A 16,474-nucleotide genomic window follows, 5' to 3' on the forward strand; every position below is an offset into this window, starting at 1 on the left:
ACATCCGGAAAGTCTTGAAGCTCGAGCATGTTTCGCGCGAGGTATGAGTGCCGACGACCCTCAGCCGTCGTTACCCGCGGTGGACGCGGCCAGGAACGCCGGCCGCTCGCCGCCGCCGTGCACCGTGAGGGTGGAGCCGGTGATGTAAGCAGCCAACGGCGACAACAGAAATGCGGCCGCGGTCCCGACGTCGGCGGGCCGGGCCATCCGGCCCATCGGGATGGTGCGCCCGACCGCGGCGACACCGTCGTCGTCGCCGTAATGCAGGTGTGCCTGTTCGGTTTCCACCGGACCGGCGACGACCGAGTTGACGCGCACCCGCGGTGCCCATTCGACGGCGAGCGATCCGGTCAGGTTGTCCAGGCCCGCCTTGGCCGCCCCGTAGGCGGAGGTTCCCGGCGACGGACGGTGCCCGCTCACACTCGAGATGTTCACGATGGCACCGCCGCCCTCCTGCGTACGCATGACCGCATGCGCGGCACGCGCGACGATCAGCGGCGCGACGAGGTTGAGTTCGATGATCTTGGTGGCGAATCGTGGCGACGCGTCGGCGGCGAGAGCGAACGGCGACCCACCCGCGTTGTTGACGACGCCGTCGACGCGACCGTGCTCGGCGACGATCCCGGCGAGCGTGTCGGCCACCGCATCCTCGTCGCGCACGTCGCAGGCGGCGAAACCGGCACCGGCCACCGCGTCGAGGGCGTCGTTGCGATGCCGGGCGCATGCCACCGGGATCGCCCCGAATTCGGCCAGGACCCGCACGATGCCCAGGCCCACGCCGCGCACACCGCCGGTGACCAGGACGACCTTGCCGGTCAGCCCCAGATCGAATCCGCTGCTCGCACGCACCGTCGCCGTCATGGGTGCTACCCTACCAAACAACCAAGCACTTGCTTGGTTGGATCTCCAGATCGTTCTGGTGACCCAAGTCCGCTCTGCCGAGAGGAGCACGCGTGCCGATCACCACCACACGCACCGCCACCGGGGTCGTCACCGTCACCGTCGACTTCCCGCCGGTCAACGCCCTGCCGTCGGCGGCCTGGTTCGAACTCGCCGAGGAGATCACCTCCCTCGGTGAGCACCCGGAGACCCACGTCGTCGTCCTGCGCGCCGAGGGCCGCGGCTTCAACGCCGGCGTCGACATCAAGGAGATGCAGGCGACCGACGGCTTCGATGCGCTGATCGCGGCGAATCATGGTTGTGCGGCCGCCTTCAGCGCCGTCTATGACTGCGCGGTCCCAGTGGTCGTCGCGGTCAACGGTTTCTGCGTCGGTGGCGGTATCGGCCTCGTCGGCAACGCCGACGTGATCGTCGCATCCGAGGGGGCGGTGTTCGGGCTGCCCGAGGTCGACCGCGGAGCACTCGGCGCCGCAACACATCTCGCCCGCCTGGTACCACAGCACATGATGCGCACCCTCTACTACACCGCGCAGAACGTCACGGCCGAACAGTTGCTGCACTTCGGTTCGGTGTACCGGGTGGTACCCGCCGACGAACTCGATTCCGCCGCAACCGAGGTGGCCGAGAAGATCGCGGCGAAGGACACCCGGGTGATCCGCGCCGCGAAGTCGGCGATCAACCACATCGATCCGGTCGACGTCAAGGCGAGCTACCGGCTCGAGCAGGGCTACACCTTCGAGCTCAACCTGGCCGGGGTGGCCGACGAGCATCGAGATGCGTTCGTGGCCACCGGAAAAGCACTCAACACGACAGGACATTCCTGAGATGACGGCGGCACCCGCGAATTCGACACCCACCACTGCGACGCCCACCACTGCGACACCCACCGACAAGACCAGCACCCTCGACGACGTCATCGGCGAATTGCGTGACGGGATGACCATCGGCATCGGCGGATGGGGATCACGACGCAAACCGATGGCACTGGTCCGGGCCCTCGCCCGCTCCGACGTGAAAGACCTTACCGTGGTCACCTACGGCGGACCCGACCTCGGATTGCTGTGCGCCGCAGGCAAGGTCCGCCGCGCCTACTACGGGTTCGTCTCGCTGGATTCGGCGCCGTTCTACGATCCGTGGTTCGCCCACGCCCGTACCACCGGTGCCATCGAGGCCCGTGAGATGGATGAGGGCATGGTCAAGTGCGGGCTGCAGGCCGCGGCCGCACGGCTGCCGTTCCTGCCGATCCGAGCCGGCCTCGGTTCGGATGTCCTCGCCTTCTGGGAGGGGGAACTCAAGACCGTCGAATCGCCCTACTCCGATGACGACGGCCGCACCCAGACCCTGATCGCCATGCCGGCGCTGCGACTCGACGCCGCGTTCGTCCATCTCGATCTCGCCGACTCCCGCGGCAACGCCGCCTACACCGGTGTCGATCCGTACATGGATGATCTGTTCTGTGCGGCCGCCGCGCGCCGCTACCTGGAGACCGATCAACTCGTCGACACCGAGGTCCTGGTCAAATCCGTTCCCACCCAACGATTGTTGCTCAATCGGATGAATGTCGACCGTGTGGTGCACGCTCCGAACGGCGCCCACTTCACCTTTGCCGGTGACTACGGCCGCGATGAGTCGTTCCAACGGTTCTACGTCGAATCGGCGAAGGACCCCGAGACGTGGGCGGCGTTTCATCGTCGCTTCCTCGACGTCGACGAGGCCACCTATCAGCGTGAGGTGACCGCATGGCGCACCGAACAGGAGAACGCGAAGCCGGAGGAATCGAAATGACCACCGCGAACACCGCTCCCACCGAGGTCATCGAGGTGACCCGCGCCGAGTACTGCGTCGTCGCCTGTGCCGAGATCTACCGTGGTGCGGGCGAGATCATGGCCTCCCCAATGGCTCCGACCCCGCTTCTGGGCGCACGCCTGGCGCGGTTGACCTTCGAGCCCGATTTGTTGATCACCGACGGTGAGGCACTGATCTTCGCCGACACCCCGGCCATCGGGAAGACCGGTCCCATCGAGGGCTGGATGCCGTTCTCCAAGGTGTTCGACGTCGTCGCGTCCGGTCGGCGTCATGTAATCATGGGTGCCAACCAGATCGACCGCTTCGGCAACCAGAATCTGTCCGCATTCGGGGCGTTGCAGAAGCCCACGCGGCAGATGTTCGGGGTGCGGGGGGCACCCGGTAACACGATCAACCATCCGACGAGTTACTGGGTACCCCGGCACACGGCGCGGGTGTTCGGCGACTCCGTCGACATCGTCGCCGGAATCGGTTACGACAAAGTCGATCCCGACAACCCTGCCTTCGACGACGTCGACATCCACCGGGTCGTCACCAATCTCGGGGTCTTCGACTTCGGCGGGCCCGATCACACGATGCGCGCCCTGTCGCTGCATCCGGGGGTGAGCGCCGACGAGGTCGCGGAGAACACGTCATTCGAAATCACTGGTCTCGCCGACGCCCCACCGACCCGCGAGCCGTCGGAGAGCGAGCTCACCCTGATCCGGGATGTGCTCGACCCCAAGGGTGTTCGCCACAAGGAGGTGCCCTCCAGATGAGTGCCGCCGGACGCGCCGCCGCATTGTCGACCCGCTTCACCGACCTCGTCGGCATCGAATATCCGATCGTGCAGACCGGAATGGGCTGGGTGTCGGGGCCGTCGCTGACGTCGGCGACCTCCAACGCCGGCGGGTTGGGTATCCTGGCCTCGGCCACCATGACCTACGACGAACTCGAAGCGGCCATCGCCAAGACGAAGTCGTTGACCGACAAGCCCTTCGGGGTGAACATCCGCGCCGACGCCACCGACGCACCGGCACGCATCGATCTGCTGATCCGCGAGAAGGTGAAGGTGGCGTCATTCGCGCTGGCGCCCAAGCAGGAACTGATCGCCAAACTCAAAGACCACGGGGTGGTGGTCATCCCGTCGATCGGCGCGGCCAAGCACGCCGTCAAGGTGGCGTCCTGGGGTGCCGACGCGGTGATCGTGCAGGGCGGTGAGGGCGGTGGACATACCGGTCCGGTCGCGACCACCCTGCTGTTGCCGTCCGTGCTCGATGCGCTGGCCGCCAACGGTTCGGACATGCCGGTCGTCGCGGCCGGCGGATTCTTCGACGGCCGCGGTCTGGCCGCGGCCCTCGCCTACGGCGCCGAGGGTGTGGCCATGGGCACCCGCTTCCTGCTCACCTCGGATTCGGCGGTGCCCGATGCGGTCAAGCAGGAGTATCTGCATCGCGGACTCGGCGACACCGTCGTGTCGGTGAAGGTCGACGGGATGCCGCACCGCGTCCTGCGCACACCGCTGGTCGACGCCCTGGAGAGCGGCAGCAGCGTCAAAGCCCTGGTGGCAGCGGCACGCAACGCCAACGAGTTCAAGCAACTGACCGGGATGAAGTGGACGACGATGCTGCGCGACGGCCGTGCGATGCGCAGGTCCGGCGAACGCAGCTGGCAACAGATCATCATGGCCGGCAACACCCCGATGCTGCTGCGCGCCGGACTGGTCGAGGGGGACACCAATGCCGGAGTGCTCGCCTCCGGACAGGTCGTCGGCATGATCGACGACCTGCCCAGCTGTGATCAACTCATCCAGTCGATCATGGGTCAGGCGCATGAACGGTTGAAGGCGCTGGGCGCGTTGGGCTGAGCGGTCGGCCTACCGCGGGCACGTCACGACGCGTCTTCATCGTGCACCAAGCCGAGGGAAGACGTCGACGAGCAACGACCGGATGATTCGCCGCCGCGAACGTGCGGCGCGGCGCGCATCCACGCCCTGGGTATGGCTGAAGACAACACCTTCCAGCACTGTGATCAGCTCGCGCGCAGCCACATCCGGCTCGGGCTCGCCGAGCGTCGTGGTGAGTGAGGTGGCCGCCTCCATCGAGAAGAGACAGCCGACCAGCCGTGACCGGACGTCGGTCGGCAGACCGGGTTCCAGCAGGAGTGCCTGGCGAGCGAGAACGTCGCGACGCCGCGTGGTGACGAGGGTGACCGCGTAGTCGGCAATCAGATCGAGTGCCGACTTCCCGGAATCGACACTCTCGAGAAACTCGCGGCGTGATGCGGCGACGAGTCGGTCCGCTGCGGCACCGATGAGAGCGTCCCTGGTGCGGAAGTAGTACGACGTCGACCCCTTCGGCAGGTCGAGGTGACGATCGATCGCCTGATGGGTGAGCGCATGCGTCCCGCCGGACGCGGCGAGTTCGAGAGCGGCGTCGGAGATGAGCAATCGACGGTCGGGACGAGGCATGGATCACAGTGTAATCAAACTCTACGATGATAGAGTTATGGCGTGTTCGACCTCCGTCGACGACGAGCCCCGATCCCCCGGATCGGCCTCGAGGTGTTCGAGTTCGCCTCACGCCGAGACGGTTTCGCACTTGACGCATCTCAGATCCGGGCCGCTCTGGAACTGACCGGCGACGCCGGGCTCTACCTGGTCGGCCCTCCCGGATCGGGCAAGACCTGGCTGATGGACACGTACGTGACCGCACTTGCACCGAAATCCCCACGCCGCGTCCACTGGCACGAGTTCGTCGCGACGCTGCATGTGTTGATCCGCGATCACGGCGGGATCGACGGTGCGATACATCATCTGCTCGCCGGCGTCGCCGTACTGTGTTTCGACGAGGTGCACATCCATGACCGAGCGGACGGGATCTTCCTGCACCGTCTGATGCAGCAGGCGAGCGACATCGGCGTCCGGTTGATCTTCACCTCCAACACCCATCCCGACGACCTGATGCCGCATCCGCTGTTTCATCACGAGTTCCTGCCGACCATCGATCTCATCCATACCACCTGCCGTACAATCGAATTCGACACCGGTGTGGACTACCGTCAGTTCGCCCGCCACGCCACAGGGTTCGCTTCGGGTCGGTGGTTGGTCGCATCGTCGACGCCGGACCGGCACGAACGAGCCCGGGTCACGGTGCGTGGGCGTGCCCTGGCGACTATCGGTAGCGCCGAATCCGGTTCTGTGACCGCGGATTTCGGCGAGATCTGCGGCCGGCCGTTCGGCGCGATCGATTATCTGGAACTTGTGCAACGCCACGACACCTGGATGGTGACCGGCGTTCCGACGCTGGCTTCCGCGGGACGAGAACCGGCACAACGATTCGTGCACCTCGTCGACGTCCTGTACGACCACGACTGTCCCCTGACAATCGTGAGTCCGGTCGATCTGTCACACGTGGGCGCCGGAGCACCTCGCGCGGTGACCGGAGTCCCGCGCCTCTTGAGCAGACTGTCGGCACTACGAACGTGATGCAGATCCGATGACGCCAAGTACCTCACCCGGCGGACATCGGCTGGCCGAGCTTGTTGCGGGATCACCACGGCCGTCACCTCCGGCGGTGCCCGCTCGGCGTGGTCGGCGGTGCCGGCAGCTCACTGCTCGCCCCCGGCGGGGGGTGTCTGACCTCGACACGACCAGCGGCGGCAGAGGAGCCGACCGTTCAGCCTCCGGCTTCCGAGACATGCATGCCGTAGATGGTGAACAGCCCACCACCGAAGGGGCCCTCAGACACGAAGTTGGTACGGCACAACAGCAGACCAGGCGACTCGTCACCGCCGAACTCGGGAAGCACCGCGCCGTAGGCTTTCAGCGTCGCGGCCACCCGCTCCGCGATCATCCGGGAATCGGTCAGCGGATCGGGATGGATGGATGCCCAGTCGGAGTCCGGATAGTTGTTCAGGGTGGTCCAGCCGAGCGCAGTCATCGTCGCGTCGTCGGGGCCGCCCCATCCGCGTGCCGCCTCGGCGAACAGGAAGCCGTCCTCGTCGTCGATGAGGAACCGAACGTAGCGTTCGCCGTGGCCTTCGGGGGCGAAGATGATCGACATGCCGTCGCCGAGGACCCGCAGATCCCGCGCCAGCGTGCGAATCGAGTAACGGATCGAATCCACGAGGTCGGCCCAGTTGGTGACGACCCGTACACCCGGGAACATCATGCCGCCGAGGTTCTCCTGCGGTCCGGGCCCGGTGACCAGCCACAGCGGCGACAGCGGCGCATCATTGGCACCGTCACCGAAGTCGACATTCTTGGACCACTCGTACTCAAACTCCCTGGACGGGTAGAGCGCGAGTTCGATTCGGCCCGAAAGAAACTCGACAGAGTAGGTGGTTCCCGTCGGCCCGTGGTCGGGTCTGCGCCACTGCCGGAAGACGCCGCCGGACATCGAGTCGTAGCCACCGAGCAGTTGGGCCGGCTCGCCGAAGAAGGTTTCGGTGGCGCGCACGCAACGTTCGAGGTCGCCGTTGTCCGCGTTGTCGGCAACCCGCACTGCCAACGCCGTGTACCCATCTCGGCGGTTCGACGACGTCAACGTCGCGCCGAGCCATGGCGGGGTCGTCTCGACCGCCGTGCGGTACGCATCGTCACCGGGGATCCACCACTCCTGGCTGTCCAGGAACCGGCGCACCGGAAACTCCGACCAGTCCCCGAGGTCGGCCGCCGACATCAGCCGCAGCAATCGCACGTAGTTGTCGATGCCGATCATGGTTTCCCCGATTCAATGAGCTCGTGAAAGTCCGCCGACCCGACATCCTGGCATGACACCGGAGCGGTCAGCGCTGACTGTCGGTCATACGATCGACCCTCGTGGCGATCGACCGGTGGGGGTCGACGGTCGAGATGCCGGAGGAATACGTCAGTGTCGCAACACCTGCAGGACGCAACACCTGCACGACAAGGTCATCATCGTCACAGCCGTGGAGTATCCGCCTGTCGGATGTGACGGTGCGTGCCGGCGGCGAGGAATCCTTGCTACTGAGCGGTGCTGAAAGACCTCAGCGCCCGGCGATGTCGTTGTGCTCGCTGCGCAGATCCCTCTTGAGGATCTTCCCGCTGGGATTCTTGGGCAGCGCGTCGGCGAAGACGACGTACTTGGGGCGCTTATACCCGGCGAGGATGGACTCGAGGTGCGCGTCGACGGTCTCCTCGGTCAGCTGTGCACCCTCCTTGGGCACGACGACCGCGGTGACCGCCTCGATCCACTTAGGGTGCGGCACACCGAAAACCGCCACTTCGGCCACCCCGTCGAGCAGATAGATGGCCTCTTCGACCTCGCGGGAGGCGACGTTCTCCCCGCCGGTCTTGATCATGTCCTTCTTGCGGTCGACGACGCTGAGATAGCCGTCCTTGTCGATGATGCCGAGGTCACCGGAGTGGAACCAGCCGCCCGCGAACGCCGCCGCGGTCTTCTCCTCGTCGCGGTAATACCCCAGTGTCGCATGGGGACTGCGGTGCACGATCTCGCCGACCTCGCCGGTGGGCACCGGGTTCCCGTCGTCGTCGACGACCCGGGTCTCGACGTTGAGTGAGGCGCGTCCGGCCGATCCGGCGCGGTCGATCTGTTCGTGTGGCTGCAGAATCGTTGCCAGCGGCGACATCTCGGTCTGTCCGTAGAAGTTCCACAGTTGCACGTCGGGCAGCCGGCGGGACAGTTCACGTAGGACCTCGACCGGCATCGGTGACGCACCGTAATAACCCTTGCGCAACGACGACAGATCCCGGGTGTCGAAATCGGGGTGCCGCAACAGCGAGATCCACACCGTCGGTGGGCAGAACAGTTTGGTGGCGCGCGCCGACTCGATGGTGGCGAGGATCGCTGCCGGGTCGGGTGCGGGCAGGATGATGCTCGTGGCACCGAGGTAGATGTCGGTGGACAGGAAGCAGTCGAGTTGCGCGCAGTGGTACAGCGGCAGCGAGTGGATCTCCACGTCGTCGGCGGTCATGCCGCCGTCGATGATGCACGACACGTACTGCGAGATGAGCGATTTGCTGGACAGCAGAACACCTTTGGGCCGTGACTCGGTGCCCGAGGTGTACATCATCCGCACCGGCTCGTCGTCGCCGATGACCACGCCGACAGCGGTGGCGTCGCCGGAACTCATCCATTCGGTGGCGTCCTGGAAGCCGTCGGGTGCCGGCATGCCGGACAACGCGATCCAGCCCTGGATGTCGATGACCGCGGCGGCCCGGTCGATGGCGTCGATGACCGTCTGACCCAGCGCGTCCTCGACGACGACGCCGCGAGCGCCGCTGTGGGACAGGATGAACGCGATCTCGTCGGCGCCGAGGCCGAAGTTGACGGGTACCAGGATGGCGCCGATCCGCGCCGCGGCGAAGTTCAGCACGGCGAACTGCCAGCAGTTGTGGCTGACGAGGGCGAGCCGGTCACCGCGGCGCAGGCCACGTTCGGTCAGTGCGTTGGCGCAGCGGTTCACCGCGGTGTCGAGTTCGGCGAAGGTGAGGGTGACGTCGCCGTTGATGATGGCGGTCTTGTCCGGGGTGCGCCGGGCGCTGCGGTGCAGGAGCGCGCCGATCGAGTGTTCGCGTGCGGTGGCGATCGATGCGGTGGTGGCCTCACTGAATCCGGTGTCGCTGAAATCCGCCGCCATCATGCACTCCCTTGTCGCCTGGTGTTACCGGCATCACAAGTTACTAGGTTGTCCTAGTAAACGACAAGAGGGGCACAGCTCACCGGACGGTCAGGCGCGGATACCCGACGGAAGAAGCGCGGTCGGCACGAGCAGCGGGATACCCCGATGCCGTCGGATGACGGCGAACTCACCGAGGCGGCGAATGTCATGCAGATCGGTTGTGGGCATGGCGAACTGGCCACTTGCGCTCCACATGGCGAACTCCGCATCACCGGATGCACTGGCCATCCACATCCCGGGACCGGCCGTCGCGGCACCCATTCGCCGGGCGCGCGAGGCGGCGATCCCGATCACGAGCGCCACGCACACCGGTAGAGCGGCGAGGACGAACCAGCTCTGCAGCCACACCGCCAGCGCGATCAGCACTGCGATGTACACGCAGGTGACGACGAGGGTTTTCGGCCGGACGAACTGAAACCGCAGCGCCGCAATGGTCATCTGCGTGGCCGAATCCTCGGCGGCCTGCCACCACAGTTGCGGTGTCAATCCGCTCGGTGTCGGAGGGAATGAGGGCCGCGGGCCCGTCGCCATGAGTCCGGCCCGTCGGATCGCGAATGACCACAGTTCGTCGATGTGGCCGGGCATCACCGCCGCCGGCAGCACGATCAGCGCGTCACCGCTACCGGCGGATCGAACGAAGACGAGGCCACCCATCCGCGCGATGGACTCGATCGCGGTGAAGTTCTGGCGACCGTCCCCGAGGGCAGTCGTCAACGCGAAGCCGTCGTCGTCGACGGCCACATCGATGCGCATGCCGGGCGCCATCAACTTCCGCAGGGCCCGCGACTTCTGCACGTACACCAGCGCCCACAGCGCGACGATGTACACGACGGCCCCGATGGCGATGGCCCACTCGTCCAGGATCGCTGCGGCGAGCAGCGCAGCTCCGACGGTGAGGACTTGCATCCCGGCCGTGACGGGCCGAGTCATGGTGCGCAGCGCGACGATCCGCGCCGACCGTGTGACATCTCCCGGTCGCGCTTCCCACGAGTATCGCTCGGTCACCGCTTTTCTCCCCGCCTCGCTGGTGTTTCTCCGGCGGCAACACTACCGTCGACGGCGCATCAGCCTGCGGTACCCGCGGGTTGAGCGACGCCCATCGTCCATCCGGCTGCCGCGTTGCGCTGTCGCCAGAAGTCGGCGTACGTCCCGCCGCGGGCCAACAGTTCGTCGTGGCGTCCGATGTCCGCGAGGCGCCCGTCAGAGGTCAGCACCACGATCTGGTCGGCGGCGAGGACGGTGGAGATCTTGTGCGCGATCACCAGCACCGTGGATTCCCGGGCCAGTTCCCGGATCGACGCCGCCACGTGTGCCTCGTTCTCCGGGTCGAGCGCGCTCGTCGCCTCGTCGAACAGCACGATCGGCGCGTTCTTCACCAGTGCGCGGGCGATCGAGACGCGCTGCCGCTCCCCGCCGGACAGCGCCGAACCGCCTTCGCCCACCCGCGTCTCCCATCCGCCTGGCAATCGCTCCACGATGGAGTCGACACCCGCGGTGGCGGCCGCCCGACATATGTCGTCGTCGGTGGCGTCGAGACGACCGATCCGGATGTTCTCCCGCAGCGTGTCGTCGAAGAGATACACGTCCTGGAACACCAGCGACAACTGCGCCATCAGTGTCGCGGTGTCCTGATCGCGCACGTCCACGCCGCCGACGCGGACCGTTCCCGCCGTGGCGTCGTAGAAACGGGCGATCAGCCGGGTGGCCGTGGTCTTCCCGGAGCCCGACGGACCGACGAGGGCGGTCATCGACCCGTTCGGAACACTGAAACCGATGTCGCGCAGGACAACCCGTGATGGAGGCGACCCGGTGCCGGCGGTGACGTCCGGATCACCGTCGTCCGGATCACCGTCGTCCGGATCACCGTCGTCCGGATCACTGTCGTAGGAGAACGACACGTCCACCAACTCGATCGACCCGCGTTCGGTCGGGGCGACCGGCGACGCGGGTTGCGGCATCGCCGGGGTGTGCAGGATGTCGGTGATCCGATCGATCTCCGCGGTGGACATCCGCATCGCCGAACCGAGTTCGGCGAGTTCGGAAATCGGGTCGGTGAAGCGGGCCGCAAGACCGAACACCGCCATCACCACAGCCGCCTCGATGTCACCGGAGACCGCGAGTGCCGCTCCGACGACGAGGATCGCGGTGAAGACCGCCTGTACCGCGAGCCCGTTGATCAGCAGACCGGTCACCGATCGGCCCATCATCGACCGACCGATCGAATGCTGTTGCTCGAGAGCGTCTTCCAGTGGCCGGTAATCGGCACCGGCGCTCCCGAAGGCCCGTAGGGTCGGCTGGTGGCGCGCCACCTCGAGGACCCGGCCGTTCACTGTCACCGCGGTGTCATGGTTGTGCGACTCCGCGTCGGCGATCAGCGCGCTCGCACGCATTCCCACTCCCCAGAGCACCATCGCTCCGATGGCGGCGGTGAGTCCGATCCGCCAGTCGAAGAAGAACAGTCCGACCACGACGGTGGCCGATCCGGCGAGGTTGGTGATGATCGGGGTCATCAGGTGCGCTCCGGCGCTTCCGACGAACATCGTTCCCTTGACCGCTATTTGGGAGACCGACGCCGTCTTGTCTCGGGTGAACCAGCCGAGTGGCAACGTGACCAGATGGTCACCGAGGCGATGATGCAGAGCACGCATCGTGTGTACGGCCATCTGCATGGCGGACAACGATTGCAGGTAGAACGTCACGCAGCACAGTGCGACCACCGGAATGAGGAGCAGCAACCATCCTCCGGCGGTGTGGACGTCGCCGTCGAAGAGGGCGCGGGTGATCGGCACCAACAGCAGCATCGACACCCCCTGGGCCACGCCGTAGGCGACGGCCCAGGCAAGGACCACATACAACCGGCGACGTTCGTCACCGAGGATGGTCAGGTATCCGCGAATCATGGTGTCTCTCCGTCATTCTGTTCGGTCGACTCGGCCTCTTGGGTCGGCTCGGTGCCCCGTTGCCAGGCGGCCCACAGCGCGGCGTACGACCCGCCCGCGGCCAGCAACTGATCGTGAGTGCCTCGTTCCGCGATCCGCCCGGATTCGAGCACGACGATCGAGTCGGCATGAGTGATGGAACCCAGACGATGCGCGATCACCAGAACGGTGCGACCGGCGATCAGGGTTGAAATCGCCTGCTGGATATCGGCTTCGGACTCCGGATCGGCGAATGCGGTGGCCTCGTCCAGGATCAGGATCGGCGCATCGCACAGTAACGCGCGTGCGATCGCGACGCGTTGCGCCTCACCGCCGGACAGGTGCGCGTCGACCCCGATCACCGAGTGATATCCGCGCGGTAGGGCGACGATTCGATCGTGGATCCGTCCGGCGCGTGCCGCCGCCTCGACCTCCGCATCCGAGGCATCGGGCCGCCCGAGCCGGATATTCTCCGCCACAGTCAGTTCGAGTAATGCGACATCCTGGAGCACGAATCCCACGTGCCGGTAGAGCACCTCGGGGTCGATGTCGCGCACGTCGACGCCACCGATGGTGACCCGGCCGGCATCGGGATCGACGAAGCGCGGGATGAGTGTCGCGAGAGTGGACTTCCCACTGCCCGAGGGACCGACGACCGCGGTCAGGCTCCCGGCGGGCAGCGTGAGGCTCACCTCGCGCAGAGCCGTCACGCCGTTGCCCTGCCCCGTATCCGGATAGGTGTAGCTCACGGCATCGATGACCACCGAATTACTCTCGGGGACAACGGGATGTGCCGTGATCGGCAGTTCCGGCAACGTCAGCAGGTCGACGATGCGTCCGGCTGCCGCGGCGGCCTGCTGCCGATTGTGCATGGCCATCATTGCGGCCATCAGAGTGCTCGGCAACACCATGGCGATCAGCGTCGCGCCCAGCATGTCGATCGGGGCGACCCATCCCTCGCGGACGAACCAGTAGCCACCACCGAGGTTCACCAGCAGTATCAGCGGCGCCGACAGCATCACACCGGCGAGCGCCTCGATGCGCAGCATCGGACGGATGTATCCCTCGAAGTCGTCGTTGAATTCGTCTGCGGCGTCGATGAATGCCTGATGTGCGCGTCCGGTGCGTCCGAAGGTCTTGACGACGGCCACCCCGGTCACGAACTCGACGATGGTGGCACTGATCTTCTCCAGCGACGCATTCATCTTCGCCTGTTGTGCGCTGCTGTCGCGGATCATCCAGGCGTAGGCGATCGCGTAGAGCGGCAGGGTCGCGATGGCGAGCAGGCCCAGACGCCAGTCGAGAACGAAGCAGTAGATCAGCGCGAAGAGTGGAGTCGCCACGGCCGCAGTCGTTTCCACATCCGCATGTGCGACGAGGTAGTGGAGTTCACCGACATCGTGCTGCACCGTCTTGCGGACGACTCCAGAGGTGTTGGCACTGAACCAGCCCAGCGGGAGGCGTCCGAGTTTGGCGACGATGCGTCGGCGGAGAATCGCCTGCAGGTCGATGTCCGCGTAATGCGTCACCCCGAGCGCGGCGCCACCGAAGAGACCCCGCGCGACGAGCCCAGCGACGACGATCACCACGATCACCCAGACGCGTGACTCATCGACCGGTCCGGGCGTGAGCAGCGTGTGACCGAGTTCGACGATGCCGATGAAGGGCACGACCGTCGCCGCGGAGGCGAGGAGTTGCAGCGACTGGCCCAGCCTGACCCGGGATCTGACCGGCGCCAGCAGTTCCCGGAGCGCGCCGGAGTTCTCCCGGGCTCTGGCGTGGGCATCGGTGTCGGCGTCCGGTGCCGTGGCGACCGGACTCGGCGGGGCCTCCGCGGTGGATGTCATACGCGTACGTTAACGCGTACGCCCAACAAAAGGAAGGGTAACCTAAGTTTCTTTGCTCAGGTGCGCGGCAGGATCCCGTCGAGCACCACCGACAGGTACTGATCGGCGATCTGCTCGACGCCCATGCTGCCGCCCGGGCGATACCACCGCACCGCCACCCACACGGTGTCACGCAGGAAGCGGTAGACGAGTTCGACGTCGAGGTCGGAGCGGAACTCGCCGTCGGCGACACCGCGGGTCAGCACCGCATGCCACAGGCTCCGGAACTCGGTGTTGCGTTCCCGGATGTAGGCGAAACGATCTTGTGGCGCAAGCCGTTTGGCCTCGTCCTGATAGATCGCGACGGCGTTGTGGTCGGCGTCGATCGACTCGAAGGAGGCGATCACGAGCTGCCGGAGGGTGTCGGTGGCCGAGAGTCCGGCGTCGGCGATCTGCTGGTAGCGACCGAACAACGAATCGAGGAAGCCTCGCAGGATCTCGTCGACCATCGATTCCTTGGAGTCGAAATGGTGATACAGACTGCCCGACAGGATGCCGGCGGCGTCGGCGATGTCACGCACCGTCGTCGAGCGGAGTCCCTGCTCGGCGAACATCGCGCTCGCCGTCGTCAGCAGTTCGTCGCGACGGGAAGTACCGTTACGTGGCGCCACCCCCACACCCTAGCAAGCGCTTGGGTATGGGGGTGGCCCAGTCGGTTTCGGCGATCCGGCGCTACTTGCGCACCTTCTTCTGCGCACGCTTGTTGAAGAAGCCCCACAGCTTCATCTGCGCGTTGCCCATCTTGGTGTCACGCGGCAGGAACGGCGGCGACATCATCTCGGCGACGGTGAACGGCATCGACGAATATGCCACGGCGCGTGCGTGACTGAACGTGTCGAAGCCGGTCTTGCCGTGGTAGGCACCCATGCCGCTGCGGCCGACGCCACCGAACGGCAGTTCCGCCCCGAACATGTGCAGGGCGAAGTCGTTGCCGTTGATCGACCCCGAGCGGGTGTTGTCGGCGAGACGCTTGAGGTTGTCGTTGTCGTCGCCGCACCAGTACATCGTCAGCGGATGCGGGTTGCTCGCGATGTGGTTGATCGCCTCGGTCAGGTCGCGATACGGGTACACCGACAGGACCGGACCGAAGACCTCGTCGTCGGCGATCTTCATGCCGGCCTTCACCCCGGTGAGCAGGGTCGGCGGGATCTTGCGGCGCTCGGCCGACGGCAGCGGCTCACCACCGGGGATCACCTGACGCTTTTCCGCGCCCAGCGAGACGGCGTCGTCGATCAGGTCGACGATGCGGTCGTAGTTCTTCTGGTTGATCGTGGAGGTGTATTGCGGATTGTCGTAGATGGTCGCGAAGTTCGCGGTCCAGCGGGCCATCACCTTGTCGGTGAACTCGCCGAGTTTGGCCTCGGGGACGAAGACGTAATCGGGGCAGAGGCAGACCTGGCCGCCGTTGACCATGCGGGCATCGGCGAGCATCTTCGCGGCCTTGTCGATGTCGGCGGAGACGTCGACGACGGCCGGGTTCTTGCCACCGAGTTCGAGGGTGACCGGCACCAGGTTCTTGGCGGCCTCCTGCGCGACGGACTTGCCGACGTCGGGCGAACCGGTGAAGAACATGTGGTCGACGGTGAGCTTCGCGAAATCCGAACCCGACCCGTGCTTGGGCGTGATCACGGCGAGCTCTTCGATGGAGAAGTAGTCGGGTGCGTACTTGGCGATCACCGCGGTGGTGCGGGCGGTGATCGACGACGGGCGCAGCAGGACGCGGTTGCCGGCGGCGAAGGCCGATCCCGCGGGCACGAAGGTGAGCTGCAGCGGGAAGTTCCACGGCCCCATGATGCCGACGACACCGAGCGGGTCGTGACGGACACGCTGCTTGAAGCCCATCAGGCCCTGGACCTTCGCCGACGTCGACTCGGCCATCCATTCCTTGACACCGCGCCGCTGATGGGCGAGGTCGATCATGCATCCCGCGACGTCGGAGGCGATGCTGAGTTCCTTGGGTCGCGACCCGAAGTCGACGGTCAGCGCCTCGGCGATCTCGTCACCGTGGTCGAGCAGCAGGGCGGTCAGTCGGGTGATCCGATCGATGCGGGTGTTGGCATCCGGGATGCCGTCGCGCAGGAACGCGGCGCGCTGGATCTCCAGCAGTTCGGTCATCGAGTGCGCCTCCGAGGAGACGTTCCCCTCGATCTTGGTGGACACGTCAGCAGGTTTGGTCATCGCCGCCTCCAGGTTGGTCGATCTTCAGGCGAGGCTCGCGGCAGGCACCGCTGAGACGTTCACGCCCATTCGTTCCACCATAGTATGCGACACATCACAAGTATGTGGCTACAGGTGTTCTCAGATGGGTTGCGGTGTCGC

At 66.1% G+C, this 16,474-nt stretch carries 14 protein-coding genes; 5 read left to right on the plus strand and 9 right to left on the minus strand.

Translation table 11 applies throughout. The features are described 5' to 3' along the window. Positions 1-60 precede the first annotated feature (60 nt). Positions 61-861: an SDR family oxidoreductase gene (locus ABLE94_RS24010; protein WP_348806579.1), complete on the minus strand. Its 801-nt coding sequence runs from the start codon at positions 859-861 to the stop codon at positions 61-63. Positions 862-953: 92 nt separating this feature from the next. Between ABLE94_RS24010 and echA20 the strand changes: the two genes are divergently transcribed. From echA20 to ABLE94_RS24030, 4 genes are read left to right on the plus strand one after another with little or no spacing between them, the layout of a single operon-like run. Beyond that, positions 954-1,724 carry a (7aS)-7a-methyl-1,5-dioxo-2,3,5,6,7,7a-hexahydro-1H-indene-carboxyl-CoA hydrolase gene (echA20, locus tag ABLE94_RS24015; protein ID WP_348806578.1) on the plus strand — a complete coding sequence of 257 codons (771 nt, stop codon included), beginning with the start codon at positions 954-956 and terminating at the stop codon, positions 1,722-1,724. Position 1,725: 1 nt separating this feature from the next. Beyond that, on the plus strand, positions 1,726-2,685 hold the full coding sequence (locus tag ABLE94_RS24020) for a CoA transferase subunit A (RefSeq protein ID WP_348806577.1): 960 nt from the start codon (positions 1,726-1,728) through the stop codon (positions 2,683-2,685). Then, a complete protein-coding gene (locus tag ABLE94_RS24025; RefSeq protein WP_348810098.1) occupies positions 2,682-3,464 on the plus strand; it encodes a CoA-transferase subunit beta in 783 nt (260 codons plus the stop codon). Before ABLE94_RS24020 ends, ABLE94_RS24025 begins: the two co-directional genes overlap by 4 nt. Beyond that, positions 3,461-4,552, plus strand: a complete 1,092-nt coding sequence (locus ABLE94_RS24030) for an NAD(P)H-dependent flavin oxidoreductase (RefSeq protein WP_348810099.1) — start codon at positions 3,461-3,463, stop codon at positions 4,550-4,552. Before ABLE94_RS24025 ends, ABLE94_RS24030 begins: the two co-directional genes overlap by 4 nt. A 36-nt stretch (positions 4,553-4,588) precedes the next feature. On the opposite strand, the gene ABLE94_RS24035 is transcribed toward ABLE94_RS24030, so the two are convergent. Continuing rightward, positions 4,589-5,155 carry a TetR/AcrR family transcriptional regulator gene (locus ABLE94_RS24035; protein ID WP_348810100.1) on the minus strand — a complete coding sequence of 189 codons (567 nt, stop codon included), beginning with the start codon at positions 5,153-5,155 and terminating at the stop codon, positions 4,589-4,591. Between the two features lie 42 nt (positions 5,156-5,197). On the opposite strand from ABLE94_RS24035, the gene zapE reads away from it, so the two are divergent. Next, entirely contained in the window at positions 5,198-6,172 is a 975-nt protein-coding gene (gene zapE, locus ABLE94_RS24040; RefSeq protein ID WP_348810102.1) for a cell division protein ZapE, read from the plus strand. 190 nt (positions 6,173-6,362) lie between these two features. Here the strand turns inward: zapE and ABLE94_RS24045 are convergent, their stop codons facing one another. The 7 genes from ABLE94_RS24045 to ABLE94_RS24075 form a co-directional block, all read right to left on the minus strand. After that, complete coding sequence (locus ABLE94_RS24045) at positions 6,363-7,406, minus strand: TY-Chap domain-containing protein (protein WP_348810103.1); 1,044 nt, start codon at positions 7,404-7,406, stop codon at positions 6,363-6,365. 289 nt (positions 7,407-7,695) lie between these two features. Then, a complete protein-coding gene (locus tag ABLE94_RS24050) occupies positions 7,696-9,312 on the minus strand; it encodes an acyl-CoA synthetase (RefSeq protein WP_348810104.1) in 1,617 nt (538 codons plus the stop codon). Between the two features lie 87 nt (positions 9,313-9,399). Then, positions 9,400-10,356, minus strand: a complete 957-nt coding sequence (locus tag ABLE94_RS24055) for a hypothetical protein (protein WP_348806570.1) — start codon at positions 10,354-10,356, stop codon at positions 9,400-9,402. Between the two features lie 59 nt (positions 10,357-10,415). Further along, entirely contained in the window at positions 10,416-12,251 is a 1,836-nt protein-coding gene (locus ABLE94_RS24060) for an ABC transporter ATP-binding protein (RefSeq protein ID WP_348810106.1), read from the minus strand. Then, positions 12,248-14,116, minus strand: coding sequence for an ABC transporter ATP-binding protein (locus ABLE94_RS24065; RefSeq protein WP_348810107.1), 1,869 nt, complete (start codon positions 14,114-14,116; stop codon positions 12,248-12,250). Before ABLE94_RS24065 ends, ABLE94_RS24060 begins: the two co-directional genes overlap by 4 nt. A 56-nt stretch (positions 14,117-14,172) precedes the next feature. Further along, the gene (locus ABLE94_RS24070) at positions 14,173-14,766 is read right to left on the minus strand and encodes a TetR/AcrR family transcriptional regulator (RefSeq protein ID WP_348810108.1); all 594 of its coding nucleotides are present in this window, start codon (positions 14,764-14,766) and stop codon (positions 14,173-14,175) included. Between the two features lie 61 nt (positions 14,767-14,827). After that, on the minus strand, positions 14,828-16,333 hold the full coding sequence (locus ABLE94_RS24075; protein ID WP_348810109.1) for an aldehyde dehydrogenase family protein: 1,506 nt from the start codon (positions 16,331-16,333) through the stop codon (positions 14,828-14,830). Between the last annotated feature and the right edge of the window lie 141 nt (positions 16,334-16,474).

The sequence above is a fragment of the Gordonia sp. VNK1 genome, assembly GCF_040049135.1.
Lineage (GTDB): Bacteria > Actinomycetota > Actinomycetes > Mycobacteriales > Mycobacteriaceae > Gordonia > Gordonia oleivorans.